At 73.6% G+C, this 26,583-nt stretch carries 17 protein-coding genes, 2 rRNA genes and 1 pseudogene (1 of these 20 cut by a window edge); 17 read left to right on the top strand and 3 right to left on the bottom strand.

All coding sequences use genetic code 11. From position 1 onward, the window contains the following. The 4 genes from GA0074692_RS14095 to GA0074692_RS14075 all read left to right on the top strand — a co-directional run. Nucleotides 1-1,303: ribosomal RNA gene (locus tag GA0074692_RS14095) — 23S ribosomal RNA — on the top strand (it extends 1,804 nt beyond the left edge of the window). A 79-nt stretch (nt 1,304-1,382) separates the two neighbouring features. Then, nucleotides 1,383-1,499, top strand: a 5S ribosomal RNA gene (gene rrf, locus GA0074692_RS14090). A 1,603-nt stretch (nt 1,500-3,102) separates the two neighbouring features. Beyond that, nucleotides 3,103-4,059 carry a tetratricopeptide repeat protein gene (locus tag GA0074692_RS14080; RefSeq protein ID WP_245730306.1) on the top strand — a complete coding sequence of 319 codons (957 nt, stop codon included), beginning with the start codon at nt 3,103-3,105 and terminating at the stop codon, nt 4,057-4,059. Beyond that, nucleotides 4,056-5,081 (top strand): HAD-IIA family hydrolase, encoded by a 1,026-nt coding sequence (locus tag GA0074692_RS14075; protein ID WP_091644693.1) that lies wholly within the window; start codon nt 4,056-4,058, stop codon nt 5,079-5,081. The genes GA0074692_RS14080 and GA0074692_RS14075 overlap by 4 nt, the downstream gene beginning before the upstream one ends. A gap of 88 nt (nt 5,082-5,169) precedes the next feature. Here the strand turns inward: GA0074692_RS14075 and GA0074692_RS14070 are convergent, their stop codons facing one another. After that, on the bottom strand, nt 5,170-5,508 hold the full coding sequence (locus GA0074692_RS14070) for an SCP2 sterol-binding domain-containing protein (protein ID WP_091653436.1): 339 nt from the start codon (nt 5,506-5,508) through the stop codon (nt 5,170-5,172). 116 nt (nt 5,509-5,624) lie between these two features. Between GA0074692_RS14070 and GA0074692_RS36960 the strand changes: the two are divergent. The 4 genes and pseudogenes from GA0074692_RS36960 to GA0074692_RS14050 all read left to right on the top strand — a co-directional run. Next, nucleotides 5,625-5,918 (top strand): annotated as a pseudogene (locus tag GA0074692_RS36960) (phasin family protein); the annotation flags it as partial. A gap of 688 nt (nt 5,919-6,606) precedes the next feature. Continuing rightward, on the top strand, nt 6,607-7,485 hold the full coding sequence (locus GA0074692_RS14060) for a TlyA family RNA methyltransferase (protein ID WP_245730305.1): 879 nt from the start codon (nt 6,607-6,609) through the stop codon (nt 7,483-7,485). 90 nt (nt 7,486-7,575) lie between these two features. Further along, nucleotides 7,576-8,481 carry an NAD kinase gene (locus GA0074692_RS14055; RefSeq protein WP_245730304.1) on the top strand — a complete coding sequence of 302 codons (906 nt, stop codon included), beginning with the start codon at nt 7,576-7,578 and terminating at the stop codon, nt 8,479-8,481. A 240-nt stretch (nt 8,482-8,721) separates the two neighbouring features. Next, nucleotides 8,722-12,453, top strand: coding sequence for a S8 family peptidase (locus GA0074692_RS14050; protein WP_091644689.1), 3,732 nt, complete (start codon nt 8,722-8,724; stop codon nt 12,451-12,453). 40 nt (nt 12,454-12,493) lie between these two features. On the opposite strand, the gene GA0074692_RS14045 is transcribed toward GA0074692_RS14050, so the two are convergent. Continuing rightward, the gene (locus tag GA0074692_RS14045) at nt 12,494-13,477 is read right to left on the bottom strand and encodes a TrmB family transcriptional regulator (RefSeq protein WP_091653432.1); all 984 of its coding nucleotides are present in this window, start codon (nt 13,475-13,477) and stop codon (nt 12,494-12,496) included. 90 nt (nt 13,478-13,567) lie between these two features. Between GA0074692_RS14045 and recN the strand changes: the two genes are divergently transcribed. The 9 genes from recN (at nt 13,568) to GA0074692_RS14000 (ending at nt 26,115) form a co-directional block, all read left to right on the top strand. Next, nucleotides 13,568-15,325: a DNA repair protein RecN gene (gene recN / locus GA0074692_RS14040; protein ID WP_091644685.1), complete on the top strand. Its 1,758-nt coding sequence runs from the start codon at nt 13,568-13,570 to the stop codon at nt 15,323-15,325. Between the two features lie 118 nt (nt 15,326-15,443). Next, nucleotides 15,444-16,622, top strand: a complete 1,179-nt coding sequence (gene steA / locus GA0074692_RS14035; RefSeq protein ID WP_091653430.1) for a putative cytokinetic ring protein SteA — start codon at nt 15,444-15,446, stop codon at nt 16,620-16,622. A gap of 27 nt (nt 16,623-16,649) precedes the next feature. Then, nucleotides 16,650-17,582, top strand: coding sequence for a copper transporter (locus GA0074692_RS14030; protein WP_091644681.1), 933 nt, complete (start codon nt 16,650-16,652; stop codon nt 17,580-17,582). A gap of 64 nt (nt 17,583-17,646) precedes the next feature. After that, on the top strand, nt 17,647-18,525 hold the full coding sequence (locus tag GA0074692_RS14025) for a hypothetical protein (RefSeq protein ID WP_091644677.1): 879 nt from the start codon (nt 17,647-17,649) through the stop codon (nt 18,523-18,525). Nucleotide 18,526: 1 nt separating this feature from the next. Beyond that, on the top strand, nt 18,527-20,152 hold the full coding sequence (gene murJ / locus GA0074692_RS14020) for a murein biosynthesis integral membrane protein MurJ (RefSeq protein ID WP_091644674.1): 1,626 nt from the start codon (nt 18,527-18,529) through the stop codon (nt 20,150-20,152). A gap of 29 nt (nt 20,153-20,181) precedes the next feature. After that, nucleotides 20,182-21,342 (top strand): glycosyltransferase family 4 protein, encoded by a 1,161-nt coding sequence (locus tag GA0074692_RS14015; RefSeq protein WP_091644670.1) that lies wholly within the window; start codon nt 20,182-20,184, stop codon nt 21,340-21,342. After that, nucleotides 21,342-23,621, top strand: a complete 2,280-nt coding sequence (locus tag GA0074692_RS14010; RefSeq protein WP_091644665.1) for an MFS transporter — start codon at nt 21,342-21,344, stop codon at nt 23,619-23,621. The genes GA0074692_RS14015 and GA0074692_RS14010 overlap by 1 nt, the downstream gene beginning before the upstream one ends. A gap of 137 nt (nt 23,622-23,758) precedes the next feature. Beyond that, entirely contained in the window at nt 23,759-25,519 is a 1,761-nt protein-coding gene (locus GA0074692_RS14005; protein ID WP_091644661.1) for a CTP synthase, read from the top strand. Then, nucleotides 25,516-26,115 carry an NUDIX domain-containing protein gene (locus GA0074692_RS14000; RefSeq protein WP_245730303.1) on the top strand — a complete coding sequence of 200 codons (600 nt, stop codon included), beginning with the start codon at nt 25,516-25,518 and terminating at the stop codon, nt 26,113-26,115. The genes GA0074692_RS14005 and GA0074692_RS14000 overlap by 4 nt, the downstream gene beginning before the upstream one ends. A 98-nt stretch (nt 26,116-26,213) precedes the next feature. Here GA0074692_RS14000 and GA0074692_RS13995 read toward each other — a convergent pair whose 3' ends face one another. Next, nucleotides 26,214-26,471 carry a TM2 domain-containing protein gene (locus GA0074692_RS13995; protein WP_091644656.1) on the bottom strand — a complete coding sequence of 86 codons (258 nt, stop codon included), beginning with the start codon at nt 26,469-26,471 and terminating at the stop codon, nt 26,214-26,216. Nucleotides 26,472-26,583: the final 112 nt, after the last annotated feature.

Genomic DNA, 26,583 nt, shown 5'->3' with positions numbered 1-26,583 from the left:
CGTACCCCAAACCGACACAGGTGGTCAGGTAGAGAATACCGAGGCGATCGGGCGAACTGTGGTTAAGGAACTCGGCAAATTGCCCCCGTAACTTAGGGAGAAGGGGGGCCGGAGACGTGAAGCCCCTTGCGGGTGGAGCGTTGTATGGCCGCAGAGAGCAGGGGGAAGCGACTGTTTACTAAAAACACAGGTCCATGCGAAGAAGTAATTCGATGTATATGGACTGACGCCTGCCCGGTGCTGGAACGTTAAGGGGACCTGTTAGCTCTTCGGGGCGAAGCGGAGAACTTAAGCGCCAGTAAACGGCGGTGGTAACTATAACCATCCTAAGGTAGCGAAATTCCTTGTCGGGTAAGTTCCGACCTGCACGAATGGCGTAACGACTTCCCCACTGTCTCAACCACAGGCCCGGCGAAATTGCAGTACGAGTAAAGATGCTCGTTACGCGCGGCAGGACGGAAAGACCCCGGGACCTTTACTATAGCTTGACATTGGTATCCGAATTAGCTTGTGTAGGATAGGTGGGAGCCGGTGAAACTCTAACGCCAGTTAGGGTGGAGGCAATCTTGAAATACCACTCTGGTTGATTTGGGTATCTAACTTCGGACCGTTATCCGGTTCAGGGACAGTGTCTGGTGGGTAGTTTAACTGGGGCGGTTGCCTCCTAAAGGGTAACGGAGGCGCCCAAAGGTTCCCTCAGCCTGGTTGGCAATCAGGTGTTGAGTGCAAGTGCACAAGGGAGCTTGACTGTGAGACTGACAGGTCGAGCAGGGACGAAAGTCGGGACTAGTGATCCGGCACTTGCGTGTGGAAGCGGTGTCGCTCAACGGATAAAAGGTACCCCGGGGATAACAGGCTGATCTTCCCCAAGAGTCCATATCGACGGGATGGTTTGGCACCTCGATGTCGGCTCGTCGCATCCTGGGGCTGTAGCAGGTCCCAAGGGTTGGGCTGTTCGCCCATTAAAGCGGTACGCGAGCTGGGTTTAGAACGTCGTGAGACAGTTCGGTCCCTATCCGCCGTGCGCGTAGGATACTTGAGAAGGGCTGTCCCTAGTACGAGAGGACCGGGACGGACGAACCTCTGGTGTGCCAGTTGTCCCGCCAGGGGCACGGCTGGTTAGCTACGTTCGGAAGGGATAACCGCTGAAAGCATCTAAGCGGGAAGCTCGCTTCAAGATGAGGTATCCCACCATCTTCGGATGGGTAAGGCCCCCAGCTAGACGACTGGGTTGATAGGCCGGAGATGTAAGCTCGGTAACGGGTTCAGTCGACCGGTACTAATAGGCCGAGGACTTGACTACAAAGCCGCTACGCGTCCACTGTGTGATTCACAGCTAACGAACAGCCTGTGTGTTGGGTTGTTTGATATGTTGATAGTGTTACGGCGGTCATGGCGGAGGGGAAACGCCCGGTTACATTCCGAACCCGGAAGCTAAGCCCTCCAGCGCCGATGGTACTGCACTCGGGAGGGTGTGGGAGAGTAGGACACCGCCGGACTTCTTTCAGTCGAGGGCCGCCCCACCGGGGTCGGCCCTCGACTGCATAGCGCTGTTTGTGGCGCACTGAGGAAGGATGCACCTGTGAGTTCAGGACCGCACGGCGGAGACCGTCCCCGTCGGTACGATGATCGCACCGACCGCCGGGGCGGTGGCCGCGACGGGTCGCCGCGTCGGGACGACCGCCCGCCGTACCGTGGCGACCGTGATTCCCGTGCCGCCGACCAGCGTGGTGGCCAGGGCGCGGACCGGGGCGGTCGCGAGGGCGGTTACCGCGACAACGACCGCCGTGCCGGCGACTTCCGGTCCGGCCCGCGCGATGGTGGATCCCGCGACGGCGGATCCCGGGAACGTGGCGGCTTCCGTCGCGACGGCGAGGGCCGACCGGGCGGGTTCCGTGGGGAGAGCGGCCGCCGTGACGATCGGGGTGGCAGCTTCCGCCGTGACGAGCGTGGTGGGGGTGGCTTCGGTCGGGAGGATCGGGGCGGCTCCCGGGAGGGTGGTTTCCGGGCGGTGACCGTCGTGAGGGCGGTTTCCGTCGGGACGACCGGCCCGGCGCCGGCTTCCGCCGCGACGACCGTGGCGAGGGTGGCTTCCGCTCCGGCGGCCCACGCGAGGGCGCACCCCGCGGCGACCGCGACAGCGGCTTCCGCCGCGACGATCGCGGACCTCGTGACAGCGGCGGCTTCCGGCGCGACGACCGCACGCCCCGTGAGGGCGGTTTCCGTCGGGACGACCGTCGTGAGGGCGGCTTCCGCGGCGACGACCGTCGTGAGGGCGGCTTCCGGGGCGGCCCGTCGCGGGACGGTGGCTTCCGTCGTGAGGGCGGGGAGTTCCGTCGGGACGACCGTGGGCCCCGCGAGGGCGGTTTCCGGAGCGGTGAACGTCGCGAGGGCGAGTTCCGGGGCGGTGACCGTCGTGAGGGCGGTTTCCGTCGGGACGACCGGCCCGGCGGCGGCTTCCGCCGTGACGACCGTGGCGAGGGTGGCTTCCGCTCCGGCCCGTCGCGGGACGGTGGCTTCCGCCGTGAGGGCGGGGATTCCCGCCGTGACGAGCGTGGTGGGGGTGGCTTCGGTCGGGAGGATCGGGGCGGCTCCCGGGAGGGTGGTTTCCGGGGCGGTGATCGTCGTGAGGGCGGTTTCCGTCGGGACGACCGGCCCGGCGGCGGCTTCCGCCGTGACGACCGTGGCGAGGGCGGTGGCTACCGCCCGGGTTCCCGGGACAGCTACTCCCGCGAGGGTGACCGCCGGGACGGCGGGTTCCGGGGGGATCGCCGGGAGGGCGGCTTCCGGGGTGGCGACCAGGGTGGTCGCGGTACGCGGGAGGGCTTCCGGGACGGTGACCGTGACCAGCGCCGCCAGGACCGGTCGCGTTCGTACCGGGATGACGACCGGGGCGGCTACGGTGACCGCCCGCGCCGGGACGACGGTGGTCGGTTCGGCGACCGTCGACGCGCCGACGACTCGTCTGGTCGTCCCCCTCGGGAGGACCGGGACGGGCGCCGCGAGGAACGCCGGGAGCCGGCGGACGGCGGCCGCGCCGAGGCACCGGCCCTGCCGGACGAGATCGTCGCGAGCGACCTCGACACCGCTGTTCGGGCGGAGTTGCTCTCCCTCGCCAAGCCGGTGGCGGAGACCGTCGCCCGGCACCTCGTGGCGACCGGTCAGCTGATCGACGAGGACCCGGCCGAGGCGCTCGCGCACGCGCTGGCGGCCCGTCGACTGGCCTCCCGCATCTCCGCCGTAAGGGAAGCGGTCGGGCTGGCGGCGTACCACGCCGGGGAATGGCAGTCGGCCATCGCCGAGCTGCGGACGTACCACCGGATGAGCGGGTCGCAGAGCCACCTGGCGGTGCTCGCCGACTGCGAGCGGGCGCTGGGGCGTCCGGAACGGGCTATCGACCTGTTCCGGGGCGCCGACCGGGAGTCGCTCGACCCCGCCGTGGCGATCGAGCTGCTCATCGTGGCGGCCGGCGCCCGGGGGGACCTTGGGCAGAAGGACGCCGCGGTGGCCATGTTGCAGGTCCGCGAGCTGACCGGCGAGCCGGCCCAGCCGTGGACCGCGCGCCTGCGGTACGCCTACGCCGACGCGTTGCTGGCGGCCGACCGGCGCGAGGAAGCCCGGGAGTGGTTCGCCCGGTCCGCCGAAGTGGACCCCGACGCCGAGACCGACGCCGCCGAGCGCCTGCTGGAGCTGGACGGCGTGGTGCTCGAGGGCGACGACGAGATCGACGAGGCGTCCACCGACGAGGAGTCGGCCGGTGCGGACGAGCCGGACGCGGCCCGGGCAACCGGTGACGCCACGCCGGTCGCCGGGGATGCCGAGTCGATCCGGGACGTCGTGGCCGACCGTGCGGCCGAAACTCTGCCGGACGACGAGCCCGCCGGCCCTGGTGAACTCGCCGGCACGGCCGAGCTCGACGGCATCGGTGAGCCCGACGGGACCGACGAGCGTACCGGGGACACGGCCGCGTCGGTGGACGCTGACGGCCGTCCGGCGGTCGCAGAGGGCGGGGCTGCCGGAACGGAGTCCGACGGGTCGTCGGGAGCGGACCGACGGTGAGTGACAGCGGTGGGGGCCGGCTGGTCGACGGGTACCGTCTGGTGGTCTTCGACCTCGACGGGGTGATCTACCTGATCGACCGGCCGATCCCCGGCGCGGTGGAGGCGGTCGGCCGGCTGCGTGCCGGTGGCCACCTCGTCGCGTACGCGACCAACAACGCCTCCCGCCGCTCGTCCGAGGTCGCCGACCTGCTCACCGGCATGGGCGTGTCGGCCCGGCCGGAGGAGGTGCTCACCTCGGCCGCCGCAGCCGCAGAGGTGCTCCGGGACCGGTTTCCCGCCGACGCGGCGGTGCTGGTGGTCGGAGCGGACGCGTTGCGGGCGGAGCTTCGCGCGGTGGGTCTGCGCCCGGTCAGCCGGGCCGACGAGGCGCCGGTCGCGGTGGTGCAGGGCTACGGTCCGCAGGTCGGCTGGGCCGATCTGGCCGAGGCGGCGGTCGCCGTCCGGGCCGGTGCCACCTGGGTCGCCACCAACACCGACCGCACCCTGCCCAGCCCTCGCGGGCCGCTGCCGGGTAACGGCGCGCTGGTGGCGGCACTGCGGACGGCGCTCGATCGGGATCCTGACCTGGTGGTGGGCAAGCCGGAGCCGGCGTTGTTCGCCACCGCCGCCCGCCGGGCCGAGGGTGCGGGTTGCCTGGTGGTGGGCGACCGGCTGGACACCGACATCGAGGGCGCATGCCGGGCCGGGCTACCGAGCCTGTTGGTGCTGACGGGGGTCAGCGGGGCAGCCGATCTGCTTGTCGCGCCGCCGTACGCCCGGCCGACGTACGTCGCGGTCGACCTGGCGGGGCTCTTCGATTCGGGCGCGGTGGTCCGCGTTCCCGGCGAGGCGGTGACCGGCGGTTGGTCGGTGGCCGTCCGCGACGACGCGCTCGAGGTGAGCGGAGCCGGTCGCCCGTTGGACGCCCTGGCCGCGCTCTGCGCGGTGGCCTGGTCCACGACGGAGACGGCGCAGCGTCCGGTACGGGCGGCCTCGCCGGCGGCGGAGCGGGCCCTACGGGATCTCGGTCTGTTCGACTGAGGAAGCAGCCCTCCCGACGGAAGTAGCCTCGACGGAGGTAGCTCCGGAGCGGAGCGCCCGTCCGGCTGACCGGCGTGGGCCGGCCGGTTCAGAGCAGCTTGCGGAGCTTCATCAGGTCGAACGGGTTCGCCTTGATCGAGACTCGGCGGGACGCCACCGCGCGGGTCACGTCGAGCTCGCCACGGACCAGGGCGAGCAGGTCGTCGCTGGTGGTGCTCAGGACGATCTTGGCTTTCGGGTCGTCGCCGTCAGCGAGGTCCACCAGCTTGCCGCCGGTGAGCCGGCCGTGGAAGGCCGTGTCGAGATCGGTGATTCGACAGGCGAGCGTGCGGTCCAGGTCGACGCGCTCGCGGACCTTGTCCGCGTTCGCCTCCAGCCGGGCGGCCAGGTCCCGCAACGCCTGCCGGCACTCGTCAACGCTGGCCACCATCGCCCCCTCGCCTCGCGGCACGTCCGTTCCCCGGCACGGTACCGCACGGAGGTGACCCGCCGGCCCGGTAGCGTGACACCAGCACACCCCGATCCCTGCGGAAGGACTCAGGTATGCAGGACGCGTGGCGCGCCTACCTCGAGCTGGCCCTGGGCCTGACGGAGGCGCCCCGGAAGAAGGCCCAGGACGCGGTCCGGCGGCTCGTCGGTTCCGGTGGGGCGACCGCCGCCCAGCTGCAGGCCCTGGCGGAGGAACTCGTGTCGACCAGCGCGGCCAACCGGGAGGCACTGACCAAGCTGGTCCGGTTCGAGGTGGACCGGGCGCTGGGCGTGGTGGGGCTGGCCACCGCCGACGAGGTCGCCGAGCTGACCCGACGGGTGCGCGAGCTGGAGCGGCAGTTGCGCGAGGCGAGGGCGACATCCGTCCCCGTCGGACCGGAGGAGCCGCAGCGCACCGCCACGGTGGCGAAGAAGACCACGGTGGCGAAGAAGACGGTCGCCAAGAAGGCCCCGGCGACGGTCAGCCGGACCAGCGATGCGGACGAGACGCGGCTCGAGGTGCGTACCCCGGCGAAGAAGGCCGTGGTGAAGAAGGCCGTGGTGAAGAAGACGGTCGCCAAGAAGAGGGTGTCCGGGGGACGACCGCGGACGAGCCGGGGCCGGGTGCGGCCGGATGACCGGGCCGGTACGCCGCCGGGGCCGGTCGTGAGCGCTCCGTTCCGTCCCGGGCCGCCGCCCGGCGGTCCCCGCCCGGGCCCGCCGGCCAGTGCTCCCCGTCCCGGGCAACCGGGCAGTAGTCCCCGCCCCGTGCCCCCGAGCAGTGGTCCCCGCCCCGTGCCGTCGGGAGTGCTCCCCGTCCCGGCACGACCGGATTCCGTCCCGGACCGCCGTCGTACCAGGAGGTCGGCCCGGACGACGACGGCGACGACGCCCGGCATCCGGCCGTCGACGCGGCCGTGCGGGCGATCGTCAACGCGGCTGGGCTCGCTCCGGCTGACCAGATTCCCCACTACGAGGCCGCCTACCAGACGCTGCGGGAAACCCTCGCCACCATCGACCAGACCTGACCTGACCTGACCGACCGGAGAACCACCCCATGGCACGTCGTAACCGGCTGGACGCCGAACTCGTCCGCCGTGGCCTGGCCCGATCACGCGAACAAGCCGCCGCCCTCGTCGAGGCGGGGCGGGTCCAGCTGCGCGGGGTGGTCGCCCGCAAGCCCGCCGCGATGGTCGACCCCGCCGACGCGCTGCGGGTCACCGGCGAGGACCCGGCCGACGAGTACGTCTCCCGGGGCGGCCACAAGCTGGCCGGCGCGCTGGCGGCCTTCGTCGGCCTGCCGGTCGACGGGCGGCGCTGCCTCGACGCCGGCGCGTCGACGGGCGGGTTCACCGACGTGCTACTGCGGGCCGGGGCGGCCGAGGTGGTCGCGGTCGACGTCGGGTACGGGCAGCTCGCCTGGTCGCTGCGGAACGACGACCGGGTTCGGGTGTTCGAGCGGACGAACGTGCGGACGTTGACCCCGGAGGCGATCGGTGGACCGGTCGCGCTGACCGTGGCCGACCTGTCGTTCATCTCGCTGCGCCTGGTGCTGCCGGCGCTGGCCGGTTGCACCCGACCCGACGGTGACCTGGCGCTGATGGTGAAGCCGCAGTTCGAGGTGGGCCGGGAGCGGGTCGGCTCCGGTGGGGTGGTCCGGGACCCGCTGCTCCGGGCCGAGGCGGTGCTCGACGTGGCGGCCGCCGCCGCGGATCTCGGCCTCGGCCTGGCCGGGGTGGCGGCGAGCCCCCTGCCGGGGCCCAGCGGCAACGTCGAATTCTTCGTATGGTTACGCCGGGACGCTCCGCCGGCCGACCCCGAGCGGGTCCGGTCGGTGGTCCTGGCCGGTCCGCGTCCGCCCGGAGAGTTCGCCCCGGCGGACCAGGGCGGCGGCCCGGCCGACGCCGAGGCCGTGGCCGAGGGGTCGGCACAGTGAGCGCGGGGTGGGCCCGCGCGGCCGTGGTCGGGAACGGAAGGCCGGAATCGGTGGGCACGAGGAGCGCGGTGGTCGGACAGGAGGGGCGGCGTGGTGGGCGCGACTGACCCGGCGGACCGGACGGCGCTGCTGGTGACCCACACCGGTCGACGCCGCAGCACCGAACACGCGCGGACGGTCGCGGCGGACCTGATCGCCGCCGGCTTCGAGGTGCGGGTCGTCGCCGAGGAGGCCGAGGACCTGGACCTGCCGGGCGTGGTGCCGGTGGCCGGACCGGCGGCGGCCGAGGGAGCCGAGATCGTCTTCGCGCTGGGCGGGGACGGGACGTTCCTGCGGGCGGCGGAACTGGCCCGCCCGGCGAAGGTGCCACTGCTCGGGATCAACCTCGGCAAGGTCGGGTTCCTGGCCGAGGCCGAGATCGACGACCTCGACCTGGCCGTCCGGGACGTGGTCGAGCGGAACTACACCGTGGACGAACGGCTCACCCTCGACGTCACCGCCGAGTTCGACGGTGGCCCGACCATCGAGTCGTGGGCGCTCAACGAGATCAGCGTCGAGAAGGGAGAGCGGGCGCAGATGCTCGAACTCCTGGTCGACGTCGACGGTCGGCCGCTGTCCCGGTACGGCTGCGACGGCGTGGTGTGCGCGACGCCGACCGGCTCCACCGCGTACGCGTTCTCCGGCGGCGGGCCGGTCGTCTGGCCCGAGGTGGAGGCGCTGCTGCTGGTGCCGATCAGCGCGCACGCCCTGTTCAGCCGGCCGCTGGTCACCGCGCCGACCTCGATCTTCTCGATCACGGTGGATCCGTTCACCACGCTCGCCGTGCTCTGCTGCGACGGGCGTCGGGTGTACGACCTGCCGCCGGGGGCGCGGGTCACCGTCCGCCGGGGTTCGCTGCCGGTGCGGGTCGTGCGGTTGCAGGCACGGTCCTTCACCGACCGGCTGGTGGCCAAGTTCCGGCTGCCGGTGCAGGGCTGGCGCGGCTCACGCCGCTGAGCGCCGCCGTGGGCGTCCGGTCGCCGCGCGTGTGTGCGGCGGCGACCGTCGCGCCGTGCAGGATCGTGGCGGTAACCTGCCGGACACCTGGGCGTGCGGCCGGCACCGTCGGGATGTCCACCTGGCGACATGTCGCTGGTGCGGCGGCCCCCAGCTAGTGACCGTGCGATGCGCTCCGGCGCAGACTCCGAGCGGTCGGTCTCCCGGAGACCGGCCTCTTGGAGTAGAGGAGCACTTAGCATGCACTGGCCCCCACGTTGGCTCGCCGCCGGCGCGGTCGGCGCGTTGGTGGTCGGGCTCGCCGCCCCGGCGTCCGCCGACCCCGACCGCCCCACCGGTTCGAGCCCGGGCACGCCTGTCCCGGGCGCCACGCCCGTCCGCGTCACCCTGATCACCGGCGATCAGGTCGACCTCGCGCCGGCCGCCCCCGGCCGGGTCGCCGCCACGGTCCGCCCCGGCCCCGGCCGCGACCGGATCACCTTCCACACCATCGAGGCCGACGGCGGGCTGCGGGTGCTGCCGAGCGACGTCGTGCCGTACGTCTCCGCCGGGGTCCTCGACCCGGACCTGTTCGACGTGCAGGAACTGGTCGCCGACGGGTACGGCGACGCGGCGCAGGGCGCGTTGCCGCTGATCGTGCGCTACCAGGCGCCGGCCGCCGGTCGGGTCCGCCCGCTCGCCGTGGCCGCCGACACCCGCCCGCTGGCGAGCATCAACGGCGCTGCGCTCCGGGTCGGCAAGGGCGACCTCGGTGACCTGTGGACGGTTCTGCGCGGCCCGGCGGAGGCCCGCACCACCACCACCGGTACACCTCGACTGGGTTCCGGCATCGCCCGCGTCTGGCTCGACGGGCGGGTCCGCCCCGTGCTGGAGCACAGCGTGCCGCAGATCAGCGCCCCGACGGCCTGGGCCGCCGGCCGGGACGGCAGCGGCGTCACGGTGGCGGTGCTCGACACCGGCGTCGACGCCGACCACCCCGACCTCGCCGGCCGCATCGCCGACGCCCAGGACTTCACCGGCGGCGGGAGCACGCGGGACGGCCACGGGCACGGCACCCACGTGGCCGCCACCATCGCCGGCAGCGGGGCCGCCTCGGCCGGCCAGCGCAAGGGCGTCGCCCCCGGGGCCCGGCTGCTGGTCGGCAAGGTGCTCGACGACTACGGCTCCGGTTACGACTCGGGGATCATCGCGGGGATGGAGTGGGCCGCCCGCTCCGGCGCGAAGGTCGTCAACATGAGCCTCGGTGGCTCCGCGACCGACGGCACCGACCCGATGAGCCAGGCGGTGACCGACCTCACCGCCGCCACCGGCACGCTGTTCGTGGTCGCCGCCGGCAACGACGGCACTGCGCGTAGCGTCGGCACGCCGGGCGCGGCCACCGCCGCGCTCACCGTCGGCGCGGTGGACCGCGACGACAATCTGGCCGACTTCTCCAGCCGTGGCCCGCGCCTCGGCGACAACGGCCTCAAGCCGGAGATCACCGCGCCGGGCGTCGGCATCGTCGCGGCCCGGGCCAGCGGCACCACCATGGGTACGCCGGTCGGCGACGCGTACACGCAGGCGTCCGGGACCTCGATGGCCACCCCGCACGTGGTCGGCGCGGCGGCGATCCTCGCTCAGGAACACCCCGACTGGACTGCCGCGAAGCTCAAGGACGCGCTGGTCAGCACCACGAAGGCCAACCCGGCGCTGACCGTCTTCGAGCAGGGCGGCGGCCGGGTCGACGTGGCCCGCGCGCTCGGCCAGCGGGTGTACGGCTCGGCCACCGCCGACTTCGGCCGGCTGGCCACCGGGGGCCTGGCTGTCGAGCGGTCCGTGACGTACACCAACGGCACCGCCGGCCCGCAGACCCTGCGGCTGGCCCTGGACCTGCGCAACCTGGACAGCGGTGCGACCGAGCCGGACGGCGTCGCGGTCGGCGCCGCCGAGGTGACCGTTCCGGCCGGCGGCAGCGTGGCCGTGCCGTTGCGGGCCGACCCGGCGAAGCTGGGCCGAGGCCCGCACGGCGGCTGGCTGGTGGCCACCGGCGCGAACGGCGTCACCGTACGGACCGCCGTCGGTCTGACCCTCAGCGGGCCGGTGCACACCGTCACGCTCCGGGCGCTGGACATAGCCGGTGGGCCGGGCGGGTCGCCGGTGGTGACTCTCTTCGGCGAGCAGCCCGAATCCGACCAGCTCCTGTGGCTGGACGGCGCGGAGGGTCTGTCGGTGCAGGTCGAGGAGGGCCCGTACATCCTCCAGGCGCTGATCGAGCACGGCGCCCCGTTGGACGAGCAGCTCACCCTGGTCACCGACCCGGAACTGACCGTCGACCGGGACCTGACCGTGGTGCTCGACCCACGTAAGGGCACGCCGATCCGGATCGAGACGCCGAAACCCACCGAGCAGCGTTCGGTGATCAGCTTCTACGAGCACCGGGTGTTCGGCAACGGCCGGCAGGTCGACCACGGCGTGCAGACCTTCAGCACGGTGCAGCAGGTCAACGTCACGCCGACCCGGGCGGTGACCGAGGGCGAGTTCGAGTTCTCCTCCCGCTGGCAGCTCGTCGCGCCGATGGTGGACGCCCAGATCAAGGGGGTCACCGGACCGCTGGACATCAACCTCCTCGGCCAGTCGCCGGCCCCGACCGGCCGGCGCAAGCTGCCGCTGGTGTTCGCCGGCACCGGGCGCCCGGCCGAACTGGCCGGAGTCAAGGGGGCCGCCGCGCTGCTCACCACCGACCCGGACCGCGCCGAGGAGGAGCAGGTGGCCGCCGCGGCCGCCGCCGGCGCGGCGACGGTGCTCGTCGTCCGGCCGGCCGACCAGAGCGCGTGGACGGTCTGGCGTCCGACCGGGGACCGGCTGCCCGTCCCGGCGCTGGTCGTGGCGCACGACGACGGCCAGCGGCTGATCGCGGCGGCGCGGGCCGGCCGGGCGACGCTGGACCTGACGCTGACCGTGGACAGTCCGTACCTGTACGACGTGTTCCAGGTGTCGAAGGGCCGGGTGCCGGACCGCATCGTGCACACGGTGACCGCGCGGAACACCGCCGAGGTGACCGCCCGCTACGGCGACACCGGTGGCCTCGACTGGGCCACCGAACAACGGTTCGGTTGGCGTCCGTGGCAGACGTTCTCCTGGAACGACGACCAGCGGATCGTCCGGACCGGCACGACCCGGCAGGAGTTCGTGAGCGCCGGTGACTCCTGGTGGCAGCACCGCGTCCTGCACCGGATCATGTTCGCCAGCTGGGGACAGCTCACCGGCGGACTCACCCAGCAGCCCCGACGGTACGCCGCCGACGACCGGGTGACCGAGAGCTGGCACGGCCCGGTGGTCCGGCCGGCGGTGCCCGCCGACGGCGGGGCGCCGGTGCCCACCCGCACCGGGGACAGCCTGGACCTTCAGGTGGCCGAGTTCGTCGACGCCGCCGGCAACCACAGCCCGGCCCGGCGCAGCGAGGAGGCGGACACCGTGGAGGTCCGGGTCAGCCGCGACGGCAGGCCGATCGCCGACCTCTCCGACGGCTGGGCCCCGGTGGCCACCGTGCCGGAGTCGGCCCGTTACCGCCTGGACGTCACCACGCAGCGGTCCTCGGAGGAGTGGCGCTTCGCCACCCGTACCGAGACGGCCTGGGAGTTCACCTCGGCCCGCCCGGCCGGGGACGCGGCCCGGCCGCTGCCGCTGCTCCAGGTCGACTACCAGGTCCCGGCCGACCTGCGCGGCGAGGTGGCCGGCGGCCGGGCGCACCGGCTGGGGCTGACCCTGCGCCAGCCGGCGGGCGTGGCGGCACCGACCGGCACCGCCCTGCGGGCCGAGGTGTCGTTCGACAGTGGACGGAGCTGGCGGTCGGTGCCGGTGCACGGTTCCGGCACCCGGTTCTCCGCCGTCGTACCGGCCGGGACGGGCACGGTGTCGCTGCGGGTGCACGCCCGCGACGGGGCCGGCAACACCGTCGACCAGACCGTGCTCGACGCGTACGGGCTGCGCTGACAGCGGGGCGGGACGGCGCACGGCCGTCCCGCCCCGTACCTCAGATCCAGTCCCGCCGGGCGGCCTGGAACGCCAGCCCGGGACGGGTGTCCACGCCGGCGACGGCCATCAGGTCGGCGAGCCGCCGCTGCACGGTGCGCCGGCTGACCCCGAGCTGCGAGGCGATGGACTTGTCCGGCACGCCGGCCACGAACAGCGACAGCAACCGGACCTCGTCGGCGTCCGGCCGGTACCCGTTGGTGCCGGCCCGGGTCGGCGCGGCGGACGAGCGCAGCGGCGTCGCCATCAACCAGTGACTCTCGAAGAGGGCCAGCAGCGCGTCGAGCAACTGGCTGCGGCCGATCACCGCGGCGCTCGGCTCGCCGTCGCCGCGCTCCGGAACCAGCGGGCAGAGCGCCGTCCGGCCGTCCACGATGGCCAGCCGGACCGGCAGCCGGTCCAGGACCCGGGCCTGCTCGCCGGCACGTACGCCCTGCTCGACGTCGGCCAGCGCGCCCGGATCGAGGAGCATGTCACGCTCGTAGATGGCCCGGTAGCGGACGCCCCGGGCCAGCGCGTCGAACTCCTCGACGTTCTCCGGTCCGGCCATGGCCAACGGGTTCGCCCGGCAGAACCAGAGCACCTCGACCCGGGCGCTGTTCTGGAGGTCGCGCAGCCGCTCGCGCAGCGCCGACGCGCCGGTGACCACCTCCACCAGGTGGCCGGGATCGTGACGTCGCATCCCGGCCCGGTACTCCTCGGTGAGCCGCGTGACGGCGGCCCGGGCGGCCTCCAGCGCCTCCTGCCGGCGCAGCAGTGCCTCGCCGAGTGGCACGTCGGGCGCCAACGGCCGCAGCGGGGCGTCCGGTTCCGGGCCGGTCGGCAGCACGAGTCCCTTGCCGCGCAGGCCGGCGAGCGGGGCGTCCATCTCCTCGACCGGGCGGCGCAGCCGCGCGGCCAGCTCGTCCACCCGCGCCGTGGTGAGGTGCACCAGGCAGCGGTAGACGTCCTCCTCGTCCCTGGTCAGGCCGATCACGTCCAACACGGGGCTGAACTGTACGTCGCCGCTGGTCAGGCGACGACCCACCCGCGTCGGCTGGTCAACTGTCGGGCCTCGCGTCTACTGTCGGTGGCTGTGCTGGAAGAGCTGCGCATCACCGGACTGGGCGTCATCGAGGACACCACGCTGCCGTTGACCGGCGGCATGAACGTCATCACCGGCGAGACGGGTGCCGGTAAGACCATGGTCGTCACCGGCCTCGGGCTGCTCTTCGGTGGCCGGGCCGACGCCGGTCGGGTGCGCGCCCAGCCGGGCCGGGCGGTGGTCGAGGGGCGACTGCGGCTGACCGGTCGGACCGCAGCGTCGGTGCACGCCCGGGTGGTCGACGCCGGCGGCGAGCCGGACGAGGACGGGGCGGTGCTGCTGAGCCGTACGGTCACCGTGGAGGGACGCTCCCGCGCGCACCTGGGCGGCCGGAGCATGCCGGTGGCCATGCTCGGTGAGGTCGGTGAGCAGGTGGTGGCCGTGCACGGCCAGTCCGACCAGCTCCGGCTGCTGCGGCCGGCCGAGCAGCGGGCCGCGCTGGACCGGTTCGCCGGCCCGGAGCACGAGAAGCTGCTCGACGAACTGCGCGAGGCGTACACCCGGTGGCGTCGGGTGGTCGACGACCTGGCCGACCGGCGGCGCAACGCCCGGGAACGCCACCAGGAAGCGGACCTGCTCCGGCTCGGGCTCGACGAGATCACCCGGGTCGACCCGCAGCCGGGCGAGGACGACGAGCTGAAGGCGGAGGCACAGCGGCTGGAGCACGCCGAGGGGCTGCGCACCGCGGCGCAGACCGCCCACCAGTGTGTGGCCGGTGGCGCGGAGCCGACCGACGAGGTACCGGACGCCAACTCTCTCCTGGGCGTGGCGCGGCGGGCCTTGGAGGCGCAGGCCGGCACCGATCCGGCGTTGGCCGACCTGGCGGCCCGGATCGAGGAGGCGGCCACCCTGGTCGGGGATGTCTCGGCGGAGCTGTCGGCGTACCTGGCGGCCCTGGACGCCGACCCGGCCCGGTTGCAGACCATCTACGAGCGGCGGGCCGCGTTGCGCACGTTGACCCGCAAGTACGCCGACGACGTGGACGGGGTGGTGGCCTGGGCGGAGCGGGCGCGGACCCGGCTGGCCGACCTGGACACCTCCGACGAGGTCCTCGACGAACTGGACCGGGAACGGCAGCGTCTGGCCGCCGAGGTGGCCGAGCTGGCCGCCGGGCTGTCGGCGTCCCGGCGGGAGGCGGCGACCCGGTTCGCCGAGCAGGTCACCGTCGAGCTGGCCGGGTTGGCGATGCCACACGCGCGGATCGAGGTGGCGGTGCTGCCCCGTACGGCGGGGCGGAACGAGCCGACGTTGTCGGTCGACGGCGCGGAGGTCGGCATCGGGCCGGACGGCGCGGACGAGGTGGAGCTGCGGCTGCTGGCCCACCCTGGCGCGCCGGCGCTGCCGTTGCAGCGCGGTGCCTCCGGGGGCGAACTGTCCCGGGTGATGCTCGCCATCGAGGTGGTCTTCGCCGGTTCCGGTGGCCCGCCCACGCTCGTCTTCGACGAGGTCGACGCCGGGGTGGGCGGTCAGGCGGCGGTGGAGATCGGGCGTCGGCTGGCCCGGCTGGCCCGCAGCCACCAGGTGCTGGTGGTCACCCACCTGCCGCAGGTGGCGGCGTTCGCCGACCGCCACCTGGTGGTGGCGAAGGACACCGGGGGAGCGGTCACCACCAGCGGCGTGCGGGTGGTGGAGGACACCGAGCGGGCCCGGGAGCTCGCCCGGATGCTCGCGGGTTTGCCGGACTCCGATCTGGGTATCGCGCATGCGGAGGAGTTGTTGGCGGTGGCGGCCCGGGAACGGCGGCCGTGACCTCGGCATTGTGAGCGCAGCCACACCCGGCTGCGCTCTGGTGTGCTTCCCTGGGTAGGCGGCCCTGCTCAGGCATGTCGCGACGGAAAACCCTGCTTCCCATGCCAGGATGGTCACGATGCGTCTACCCACCTTGCGCCGCACCCGGAGCGCGGAACCGGGCTCCGTCGTCGGCACCGCGCGCCTCGACCGCCGGACGAAGCGACTGGTCGGTCGGTTGCGGCCGGGTGAGATCGCGGTGATCGACCACGTCGACGTGGACCGGGTGGCGGCCGACTCGTTGGTCGCCGTCGGGGTCGCCGCCGTGCTCAACGCGAAGCCGTCGATCTCCGGCCGGTACCCGAACCTGGGGCCGGAGGTGCTCGTGTCCGCCGGCATTCCGCTCCTGGACGACCTGGGAGAGGGGGTCTTCCAGCGGATCCGGGAGGGCGACGTCGTCCGGATCGAGGGAAACACCGTCTACGTCGGCGACGAGCCGGTGGCGCACGGGACCCTCCAGGACGCCGAGACGGTGGCCAAGGCGATGGCCGACGCCCGCGAGGGGCTGTCGGTGCAGCTCGAGGCGTTCGCGGCGAACACCATGGACTACCTCCGGCAGGAACGCGACCTGCTCCTCGACGGGGTGGGCGTACCGGAGATCCAGACCGAGATGCGGGGCCGGCACTGCCTGATCGTGGTCCGTGGCTACGACTACAAAGACGACCTGGACGTGCTGCGCCCGTACATCCGGGAGTTCAAGCCGGTGCTGATCGGCGTGGACGGCGGCGCGGACGCGCTGGTGGAGGCGGGCTACACCCCTGACATGATCATCGGGGACATGGACTCGGTCACCGACGACGTGCTGCGCTGCGGCGCCGAGATCATCGTCCACGCGTATCCGGACGGGCGGGCGCCGGGGCTGGCCCGGGTCAACGGGCTCGGGGTGCCTGCCCAGACCTTCCCCGCCGCCGCCACCAGCGAGGATCTCGCCATGCTGCTGGCCGATGAGAAGGGCGCCTCCCTGCTGGTCGCCGTCGGCACCCACGCCACCCTGGTCGAGTTCCTCGACAAGGGGCGCGGCGGCATGGCCTCGACCTTCCTGACCCGGCTCAAGGTGGGCGGGAAGCTGGTCGACGCGAAGGGGGTGAGCCGGCTCTACCGGCAGAGCATCTCCGGCTCCTCCCTGCTGCTGCTGGTCCTCTCCGCGGTTGCGGCGATGGCCTCGGCGGTGGCCGTCTCCACCGTCGGCAAGGCGTACCTGGGTGTGGCCTCGGAGTGGTGGGACAATTTCGTGTTCCAGCTCGGCCAGCTCTTCTAACTCCCGACCGATCAAGAGGCTGCAAGCGTGATCAACTTCCGCTACCACGTGGTGTCCCTGACCGCGGTCTTCCTGGCGTTGGCGATCGGCCTGGTGGTCGGCACCGCTGCCCTGAACGGTCCGGTGGCCGACTCGCTCCGGGAACGGGTCAACCACCTCGGCAAGACCAACCAGCAGATGCGCCAGACGGTGAACAACATGCAACGCGAACTCGACCTGGAGGAGGAGTTCGCGGCGGAGATGGCCCTGGCGTTCCTGCCGGGCTCGTTGACCGACAAGCGGGTGATCGTGCTCAGCCTGCCCACCGGCCGGGACCACACCGAGGGTGTGGTGAAGATGCTCCAGACCGCCGGGGCCACCGTCACCGGTCGACTCGACGTCCAGGACAAGTTCGTCAGCCCTGACAACAACACCGAACTGCTCGAGCTGACCGCGACCGCGGCCGGCCCGACCGGCGCGCCGACCGCCAACCTGCCCGGCAACGGGCACGGCGTGGAGACGTCCAGCGCGCTGCTGGCCAACGTGCTGCTGGACCGCACCCCCGCGGTAGCGGAGGCGGACCGGAAGGCGGTGCTCGCCTCGTACGCCAACGCCGGGTACGTCACGTCCGCCGAGCCGGTCACCGGCGCCGCCGAGGCGGTCGTGGTGGTCAGCGGCCAGCCGTACCCGGACAAGGATGCCGACCGCAAGGACGAGTCGGTGGTGAAGATCGTCGAGCAGTTCGACCGGACCGGCGCGATCGTCGTCGCCGGCAACGGCTCGGCCGACGGCAACGCGGTCGCCGTGGTCCGGGGCGACCCGGTACTGGCCCAGACCATCTCCACCGTCGACAACGCCAACACGGTGCAGGGGCAGCTGGTCACCGCGATGGCCCTGAAGCAGCAGGTCGACGAGAAGAAGGCGGGACACTACGGTGTCGGCGACAGCGCCGCGTCGCTGCTGCCTAAACTGCCCCAGTGAGCGAACGCAGCACTCCGATGCCCGTATCCTCCCCTCGCGCGCACCTCTCCCGGCGGTGGTCGGCATGAGCCGTTGGCCCCGTACCGCCCGGCTGCTGGCCGCCGGTGTCGGCGGCGCGCTCGCCGCCCGCTACCTGCTGGGCCAGGCCCGGACGTCGCCGGCCGGCCCGGCGCTGGAACGCACCAACTTCCGCGGCCAGACGGTCACCCTCGCCGCCGGGCCGGCGCTCGCCGCCGGCGCGGCCACCGCCGGCGCGCTCGGCGCGGCCAGCCCTGCCTCCGGCGCCGCCGCGCTGGTCGCCGGGCTCGGGGCCGGTGCCGTCGGACTCTACGACGACGTGGTGGGCGCCCGCCCGGAGCAGAAGGCCGCGAAGGGCTTCGCCGGCCATCTCACCGCGCTGCGCGAGGGCATGGTCACCGCCGGCCTGGTGAAGGTCGTCGGGGTGGGCGCGGCCGGTCTCGCCGCCGCCGCGCTGCTCGCCGCCGATCCACAGGTCGCCGCCCACCGACGGCGGCAGCGGCTGGGCACCCTGGGCCGGACCACCGACGTGCTGCTCGGCGCCGGGGTGGTGGCCGGCACGGCGAACCTGCTCAACCTGCTCGACCTGCGCCCCGGCCGGGCGCTGAAGTCGGGCATCCTGCTCGGCACGCCGCTGGTGCGTGGCCCGCACGGTGGGCTGGCCGCCGGGGCAGTCGGCGCTGCCGCCGGGCTGATTCGCGACGACCTGGACGAGCAGGTGATGCTCGGCGACAGTGGGGCCAACGCGCTCGGCGCGCTGCTCGGCGTCGCCCTGGCCGCCCGGACGGGACCGGTCGGTCGGGCCGGGATCCTCGCCGTGCTCGCCGGACTCACCGCGGCCAGCGAGAAGGTCAGCTTCACGGCGGTCATCCAGCGGACCCCGGGGCTGCGCGAGTTGGACGCGCTGGGCCGTCGACCGGCCTGACGTGAGCGCACCGGCACCCCTCGCCGGCGCTGGGCGGGTCGCCGGGGCGGCCGCGCTCATCGCCGTCCTCACCGTCGCCGCCCGGCTCGCCGGCTTCGCCCGTACCGCGGTCTTCACGTGGGTCGTGGAGGACAGCGACTTGGGCGGCATGTACGTCATCGCCAACACGGTCCCGAACATCGTCTTCGAGATCGTCGCCGGTGGCGCGTTGGCCAGCCTGGTCGTCCCGCTGCTGGCCGGGGCGGTCGCGGCCGGTGACCGGTCGGCGGTGGCCGCCACCACCGGGGCGCTGTTGACCTGGACGGTGACCCTGCTGGTGCCGCTGGCGGTGCTGGTGGCGCTCATGGCCGACCCGCTCATCGGGGCGATCAGCGAGAGCCGGTCCCCGGAGGAACTCGCGGCCGGGGCGCGGATGCTGCGGGTCTTCGCGCCGCAGCTGCCGCTCTACGGCATCGGCATCGTGCTGACCGGAGTGCTCCAGGCGCACCGGCGGTTCGCCTGGCCGGTGCTCGCCCCGCTGCTGTCCAGCCTGACCGTGATCGTGGTCTACCTCGCCTTCGCCGGCACCGAAGGCCGGGACGCCACGGTGGCCGAGGTGAGCCGGGGCGGCGAGCTGATCCTGTCGGCCGGCACCACCCTCGGTGTGCTGGTGCTGTCGCTGTCGTTGCTGGTTCCGCTGCGCCGGTTGGGGCTGCGGCCCCGATTCGGGTACGCCTTCACCGCCGACGCGCGGGCCCGGATCGGCGGGCTGGCCGTGGCCGGCGCGGTCACCGTCACCGCGCAGCAGGTCGCCCTGCTGGTGATCCTCAACCGGGTCACCGGCGGCCCCACCGGTTCCCCCCAGGTGTTCAACCTGGCGCAGACCATGTACCTGCTGCCCTGGGCGGTGCTGGCGGTGCCGCTCGCGGTGGCCGCGTACCCCACGCTCGCGGCGGCGTCGGCCGGTGGTGACGAGGACGAATACCGGCGGACCCTCGCGCCGACCGTCCGGGGGGTGCTGCTGTTCAGTTGCCTCGGCGCGGCGGCGCTGGTCGGCACGGCCCTCCCGGTGGGGCGGTTCTTCCCGCTCGGCGCGGACGCGACCGCCGCCGCGATCGCCGGGTTCGCGCCGGGACTGCTCGGGTACGGCCTGTTCGCGGTCCTCTCCCGGGCCCTGTACGCACGCGGCGACACCCGGCCCGCGACCGTGGCGATCACCGTCGGGTGGCTCGCCGTGCCGGTGGCCGCGCTGCCGCTGGCAGCGGCTCTGCCGGTCGGCGACCGGGTGCTGGCCGTCGCCTTGGCCAACAGCGCCGGGATGCTGCTGCTGGGCGGGCTGCTGCTGGTCGCCGTGCGCCGCGCGGCGGGACCGGCCGCGCTCGCCGGCAGCCTGCGCGCCGGAGCCGCCGGGGTGCTCGCGGCGACCCTCGCCGCGCTGGCCGGAACAGTGGTGGCCCGAACCCTGGCCGGGACGGGTGCCGGCACCCCGACGACACTCGGGGCGGCGCTGGAGGGCATGCTGTCCGGAGTCGTGGTGGGCGTGGTGTTCCTCGCCGTGGCGTACCCGGCTGACCGGCGGGACGTGCGACCGCTGCTGGCGGGACTGCTGCGCCGGCTGCCCGCTCGAGCCCGCGCCGACCGTCGGTGAACGGGCCCCGGAGGACGGAAGGTGGATCGGTGAGTGCCAGGAGTGGGGCCGGGTGGCAGGGCACGGTTGCCCTCCTCCTCGCGTCGAGCACGGGCGGGGTCGGGCAGCACGTCCGGTCGGTGACCCGGGGGCTGGTCGCGCAGGGCGCGTCCGTGCTGGTCTGCGGTCCGGCCGCCACCCACGAACAGTTCGACTTCGTCGGCGCGGGCGCCCGGTTCACCCCGGTGGAGATCCCGGCGAACCCGACCCCGGCCGACGCGCGCGCGGTGGTCGCGCTGCGCCGTGCCCTGGCCGCCGAGCCGGTCGGCGTGGTGCACGCGCACGGGCTGCGGGCGGGCCTCGTGGCGGTGCTCGCCCGGCCCACCGCTCCGCTGGTGGTCACCTGGCACAACGCCGTCCTCGCCCGGGGGTTGCGGGGGCAGCTCTCCGGTCTGGCCGAGCGGGTGGTCGCCCGTCGGGTCCGGGTCGCGCTGGGCGCGTCGAGCGACCTGGTCGACCGGGCCGCCGCGCTCGGCGCCGCCGACGCCCGGCTCGCTCCGGTGGCCGCGCCGGCCCTGCCCGCGCCGCGCCGCCGGCGCGCCGCCGTCCGGGCCGAGTTCGCCGTCACCCCCGATCAGCCGCTGATCCTCTCCGTCGGGCGGCTGCACCCGCAGAAGCGCTACGACGTGCTGGTCGACGCCGCCGCCCGGTGGCGCGACCGCACCCCGCCGCCGGTGGTGGTCATCGCCGGGAGCGGTCCGGCCTACCTGTCGCTGGCCGCCCGCATCTCGGCGGCCCGCGCGCCGGTGACCCTGCTCGGCCACCGCACCGACGTGGCGGACCTGCTCGCCGGGGCCGACCTGGCCGTGGTGACCAGCGACTGGGAGGCCCGGCAGTTGTTCGCGCAGGAGGCGCTGGGGGCTGGCGTACCGCTGGTGGCGACCGCGGTGGGTGGCGTGCCGGACCTGGTCGGCGACGCGGCGGTGCTGGTGCCGCCCGGCGACGTCGACGCGGTGGACCGGGCGGTGCGCGAACTGCTCGACGACGAGCCCCGCCGGGCCGACCTGGTCCGCCGGGGCACCGTCCGGGCGGCGACCTGGCCGACCGAGGCGGACACCGTCGCCGAGCTGGCCGACCTCTACGCCGACCTGACGGCGGGCAGCACCGGGCCGGCCACCCCGGACGCCGGGGCCACGACGGGGCGTGGTTGATGCTGCGCCGCCTCGCACCGCTCCTGCTCACCCTGCTCGCCGTGGTGCTCGGGGTGACCGCGCTGGCCGCCGAGCCGGACGGCGCGTCGCGCCGTCCGGACGCGGACTTCGTCGTCATCGTCGGCGTGCCCGGACTGCGCTGGGACGACGTGGACCCGGAGACCACGCCGACGCTGTGGCGGATGGCCGAGAACGGCTCGATCGGCTCGCTGTCGGCCCGGTCGGCCCGCCGGCCCACCTGTCCGGTCGACGGCTGGCTGACCCTGGGCGCGGGCAACTTCGCCGCCTGGAACACCAACCGGCCCGCCGGCACCTGCCCCGACGTGGACGTCGAGGTGGAGCAGCCCGACGGGTTCGGCGCCAACCTGCCCGAGCAGGAGGCGGTGGTCCTGCACAACCAGGAACGGCTGGCCTGGGGGGCGGTGCCGGGCGCGTTGGCCGAGTCGGTGCGCTGCACCGTGGCGGTTGGCCCCGGTGCCGCGGTGGCCGCCGCGCGCCCGTTCGGCCGGGTCGACCGGTACGCGCCCACCCTGCCCGCCGACCCCGCGCCCCTGCTGGGCTCCTGCGTGCTGAGCATCGTCGACCTGGGCACGGTCAGCGGCGAGGACCAGGCGACCCGGGACGTCGCCGCGCGCCGTGCCGACGCCGACCTGGCCCGGGTGCTGGCCGCCCGACCGCCCCGTTCGCTGGTGCTGGTGGCGGGTGTCTCGGACACCGCCCAGCCGTCCCGGCTGCACGTGGCGGTCGCCGACGGGCCGGGCTGGGAACGGGGCTGGCTCACCTCGGCCAGTACCGGCCGGGACGGCTACCTGCAACTGGCCGACCTGGCGCCCACCGCGCTGACCGTGCTCGGCCGGCCACTGCCGGAGCGGAACTTCATCGGTCGGGCGGCCACCCCGGTCGACGACCGGCCGACGGACCTGCGGGCCGCCGTCGACGTACCGACCGACGCCGACCGGGAGGCCAGTGCCCAGGGGCGGGTGGCCCGGTGGTTCTTCGTCCTGCTCGCCGCCTTCCAGGTGCTGCTCGCCGTCGCCGTCCTTCCGCTGCTGCGCCGGGCCCGCCGGCACGCCGGCCCGGTGGGGCCGACCCCGGTGCCCCGATTCGTGGTGGGGACCGTCGAGGTGCTGCTGGTCGCCGCCGCGCTGGCCATCCCGGCGGCCCTGGTCGCCGACCTGGTGCCGTGGTGGCGGGGACAGCACGCCGGCTGGCACTTCGCCGTGGTGACGGTGCTGCTGCTCGTCGGCGTGACCACGCTGGTCCGCTTCGCGCCCGGCCACGACCGTACGCTGGGACCACTGGGCGCGGTGGCCGGGCTGACCACCCTCGCGGTCGGCGCGGACGTGCTCACCGGCGCCCGCCTGCAACTCAACGGCGTGGTGGGCTACTCGGCCCTGGAGGGCGGCCGGTACGCCGGGCTCGGCACGGTGGGGCTCGGCGCGTTCCTCGCCGGGGTGCTGCTGACCGCCGGGTGGCTGGCCCAGCGGGTCGGTCGCCGGTGGCGGCCGACCGTGGTGGTGGCCATGGGCACCGCGGCCGTGGTGGTTGTCGGCAGCCCGTACTTCGGCTCGGACTCGGTCGGCGCGATCGCGCTGACCGCCGGTGTGACCGTCGCCGCCGTGATCTGCACCGGCGGCTGGCTGACCCTGAACCGGCTGGCCTGGGCGACCATGACCGGCCTGGCGGCCACCATCGGGCTGGGCCTGCTGGACCTGCGCCGACCCGCCGCCGATCGGGGGAGCCTCGGCCGGTTCCTCGCCGCCCTCGGGGAGGGCCGGGCCGGGTTGACCGTCCACCGGTCCAGCGGCGCGAACTTCGACACCCTGGTCGGCAGCCCGCTGACCGTCATCGCCGTGGTCGGCGCGGTGCTGGTGTGGTTCGCCCTGTTCCAGCCCTGGGGTGGCCTGATGCGGCTCTTCGGGATCTATCCGGCGATGCGGGCGGTGATGGCCGGTACGGCGGTAGCCGCCGTCATCGGCGGGCTGCTCGGCGGTTCGGCGCTGGACGTCGCCGGAGCGGCCGGGGCGCTGGTGGTGCCGATGGCGGTACTGGCCTCGCTGCGGGTGCTCGACCACGCGGCCGACCGTACCCAGCCGCCGGGCAACCGTCCCCAGGACTTCGTCACCGGTACGCGGAGCCCCGAGGACGGTGACGCGGACGACGCCGTCCCGGGCAACCCGCCAGCGGCCGGCGAGGGGCGTACGGCCGGGGAGACCGCCGGTCCGGAGGAGGCGACCGACCGGGTGTCCCGGACGTCGACCGAGGTCGCGACCGCCTGACCGGGGTTCGGTCCGGTGGGTGCGATCCGGGACGGATCTGGGCGAGGTGTTACCGTGGAATCCCGTGGATCGCGTGATCAGTTGGCTGATCGGCACGGCGGTCTGCACGACCGCAACGGACGACACGGGAGCAGGCCTTGGCCCCATCAGCACGGACGACCAGGCACATCTTCGTCACCGGGGGCGTCGCCTCCTCGCTGGGTAAGGGCCTCACCGCCTCCAGCCTCGGCAACCTGCTCACCGCCCGGGGGCTACGGGTGGTGATGCAGAAGCTCGACCCGTACCTCAACGTCGACCCCGGGACGATGAACCCGTTCCAGCATGGCGAGGTGTTCGTCACCGAGGACGGGGCGGAGACCGACCTGGACGTCGGCCACTACGAGCGCTTCCTGGACCAGGACCTCTCCGGCAAGGCGAACGTCACCACCGGGCAGATCTACTCGGACGTGATCGCCAAGGAGCGGCGCGGCGAGTACCTCGGCGACACCGTCCAGGTCATCCCGCACATCACCAACGAGATCAAGTCGCGCATCCTGGCGATGGCCGACCCGGACGCCGACGGCAACGTCCCGGACGTGGTGATCACCGAGGTCGGCGGCACGGTCGGCGACATCGAGTCGCTGCCCTTCCTCGAGGCGATCCGGCAGGTCCGGCACGACCTGGGTCGGGACAACTGCTTCTACCTGCACGTCTCGCTGGTGCCGTACCTGGCCCCGTCGGGGGAGCTGAAGACCAAGCCGACCCAGCACTCGGTGGCGCAGCTGCGCAGCATCGGTATCCAGCCGGACGCGTTGGTCTGCCGCTCCGACCGGGACATCCCGGACAAGCTCAAGCACAAGCTGTCGCTCTACTGCGACGTGGACCGGGAGGCGGTCACCGCCGCCCCGGACGCGCCGAGCATCTACGACATCCCCAAGGTGCTGCACCGGGAGGGGCTCGACGCGTACGTGGTGCGCCGGCTCGGCCTCTCCTTCCGGGACGTGGACTGGACGAGCTGGGACGACCTGCTCGACCGGGTGCACCACCCGCGCCACACGGTCACCGTCGCGGTGGTCGGCAAGTACGTCGACCTGCCCGACGCGTACCTGTCGGTCAGCGAGGCGATCCGCGCCGCCGGGTTCGCCCACCGGGCCCGGGTGCAGCTGCGCTGGGTGCCCAGCGACGACTGCGTCACCCCGGCCGGCGCGGCGGCGGCCCTGGCCGGCGTGGACGGCATCCTCATCCCCGGCGGGTTCGGTGTCCGGGGCATCGAGGGCAAGATCGGCACCGCGCGGTACGCCCGGGAGAACGGCATCCCGCTGCTCGGTCTCTGCCTCGGGTTGCAGTGCATGGCCATCGAGGTGGCCCGTCACCTCGGCGGTCTGGACGGGGCGAACTCGCTGGAGTTCGACGAGGAGGCCGTCCACCCGGTGATCGCCACCATGGCCGACCAGGAGGACATCGTCGCCGGCCGGGGTGACCTGGGCGGCACGATGCGGCTCGGGGCGTACCCGGCGAAGCTGGCCGAGGGGTCGATCGTCGCCGAGGCGTACGGCAGCACCGAGGTCAGCGAGCGGCACCGGCACCGGTACGAGGTGAACAACGCCTACCGGGACACGTTGACCAAGGCCGGTCTGCACATCTCCGGCACCTCGCCGGACGGCCGGCTGGTCGAGTTCGTGGAACTCGACCGCGAGCTGCACCCGTTCTTCGTGGCCACCCAGGCACACCCGGAGCTGAAGAGCCGGCCGACCCGGCCGCACCCGCTCTTCGCCGCCTTCGTGCACGCCGCGGTGACCTACTCCGAGGCCGACCAGCTTCCGGTGGAGCTGGACGGTGGCGCGTCGCGCCGACCGGCCCCGGAGGCGGGCGAGGCGTCCCGGGACGACGCCGCGGCGACCGCGGCCGCCACGTCGTGACCGGGCACCGCTACGAGCTGAAGAACCGGACCGAGCGGTACGCCGGCCGGGTGTTCCAGGTGGTCACCGACGAGGTGGCCATGCCGGGCGGCGGTACCGCCACCCGCGACGTGGTCCGGCACGTCGGCGCGGTCGCCGTGGTGGCGCTGGACGAGGCCGGCCGGGTGGTGCTGGTCCGCCAGTACCGGCACCCGGTCGGCGAGTACCTCTGGGAGCTGCCGGCGGGGCTGATGGACGTCGACGGGGAGGACCTCGCCGCCGCGGCGCTGCGCGAGCTGGCCGAGGAGGCCGACCTGACCGCCGGCCGGGTCGACCTGCTGGTCGACCTGCACAGCTCACCTGGCTTTTCCACCGAGCGGGTGCGGATCTTCCTCGCCCGCGACCTCGTCGAGGTGCCGGTGAGTCAGCGGCACGAGCGGTACGAGGAGGAGGCGGACATGCAGGTCGTCCGCGTCGACCTGGACGAGGCGGTGGGCCGGGTACTGGCCGGGGAGATCACCAACGCCTCCTGCGTGGCGGGCCTGCTCGCCGCCGCCCGGGCCCGGGACGCCGACTGGGCGCCGCTGCGCCCGGCGGACTCCCCGTTGCCCGGCTGATCCGACCTGTGCCGGATCCGGCCCTGGAGCTGAACCGGAGCCCGACGTGACGACGGGGGCCGTGCGGTACGCCGCACGGCCCCCGGCTGTCGGTGGGGTCAGTCGCGCAGCGGTCGGCCCTGGCCGTCCACGCCCCCGTTGATCAGGATCAGGATGCCGTCGACGAAGCCCCAGATGCCGCCGATGCCGCAGGTCACCAGGCTGACGATGAGCTGCCAGACGCCGGTCTTGGTGTCGCCCATGTAGAACCGGCCGGCGCCGAAGCCGCCGAGCACGATCCCGAGGATTCCGGCGACGACCTTGCTCTTGTCGGAGACACCGCCGTCGGGGTACTGGTACTGAGGAGGGTAGGTCATGAGGCGACACCCTAGTGATCGACTTTCCGGCTGTCCGCAGCGAGGTGGGGCTGATCGGACGATAATGGGCGAACACTGTCCCAACGGCCGAGGCCGACTCACGTTGTTGGCC

The sequence above is a fragment of the Micromonospora pallida genome, assembly GCF_900090325.1.
Taxonomy (GTDB): domain Bacteria; phylum Actinomycetota; class Actinomycetes; order Mycobacteriales; family Micromonosporaceae; genus Micromonospora; species Micromonospora pallida.
Note: the sequence above shows the minus strand (reverse complement) of the source record. Positions and strands in the feature narration are given on the sequence as shown.

Excerpts from the sequence above, each read along its gene's own strand:
- GA0074692_RS13995 (WP_091644656.1), bottom strand. The coding sequence starts at position 26,471 with ATGACCTACCCTCCTCAGTACCAGTACCCCGACGGCGGTGTCTCCGAC.
- GA0074692_RS14010 (WP_091644665.1), top strand. The coding sequence starts at position 21,342 with ATGCTGCGCCGCCTCGCACCGCTCCTGCTCACCCTGCTCGCCGTGGTG.
- steA (WP_091653430.1), top strand. The coding sequence starts at position 15,444 with ATGCGTCTACCCACCTTGCGCCGCACCCGGAGCGCGGAACCGGGCTCC.
- GA0074692_RS14050 (WP_091644689.1), top strand. The coding sequence starts at position 8,722 with ATGCACTGGCCCCCACGTTGGCTCGCCGCCGGCGCGGTCGGCGCGTTG.
- GA0074692_RS14025 (WP_091644677.1), top strand. The coding sequence starts at position 17,647 with ATGAGCCGTTGGCCCCGTACCGCCCGGCTGCTGGCCGCCGGTGTCGGC.
- GA0074692_RS14060 (WP_245730305.1), top strand. The coding sequence starts at position 6,607 with ATGGCACGTCGTAACCGGCTGGACGCCGAACTCGTCCGCCGTGGCCTG.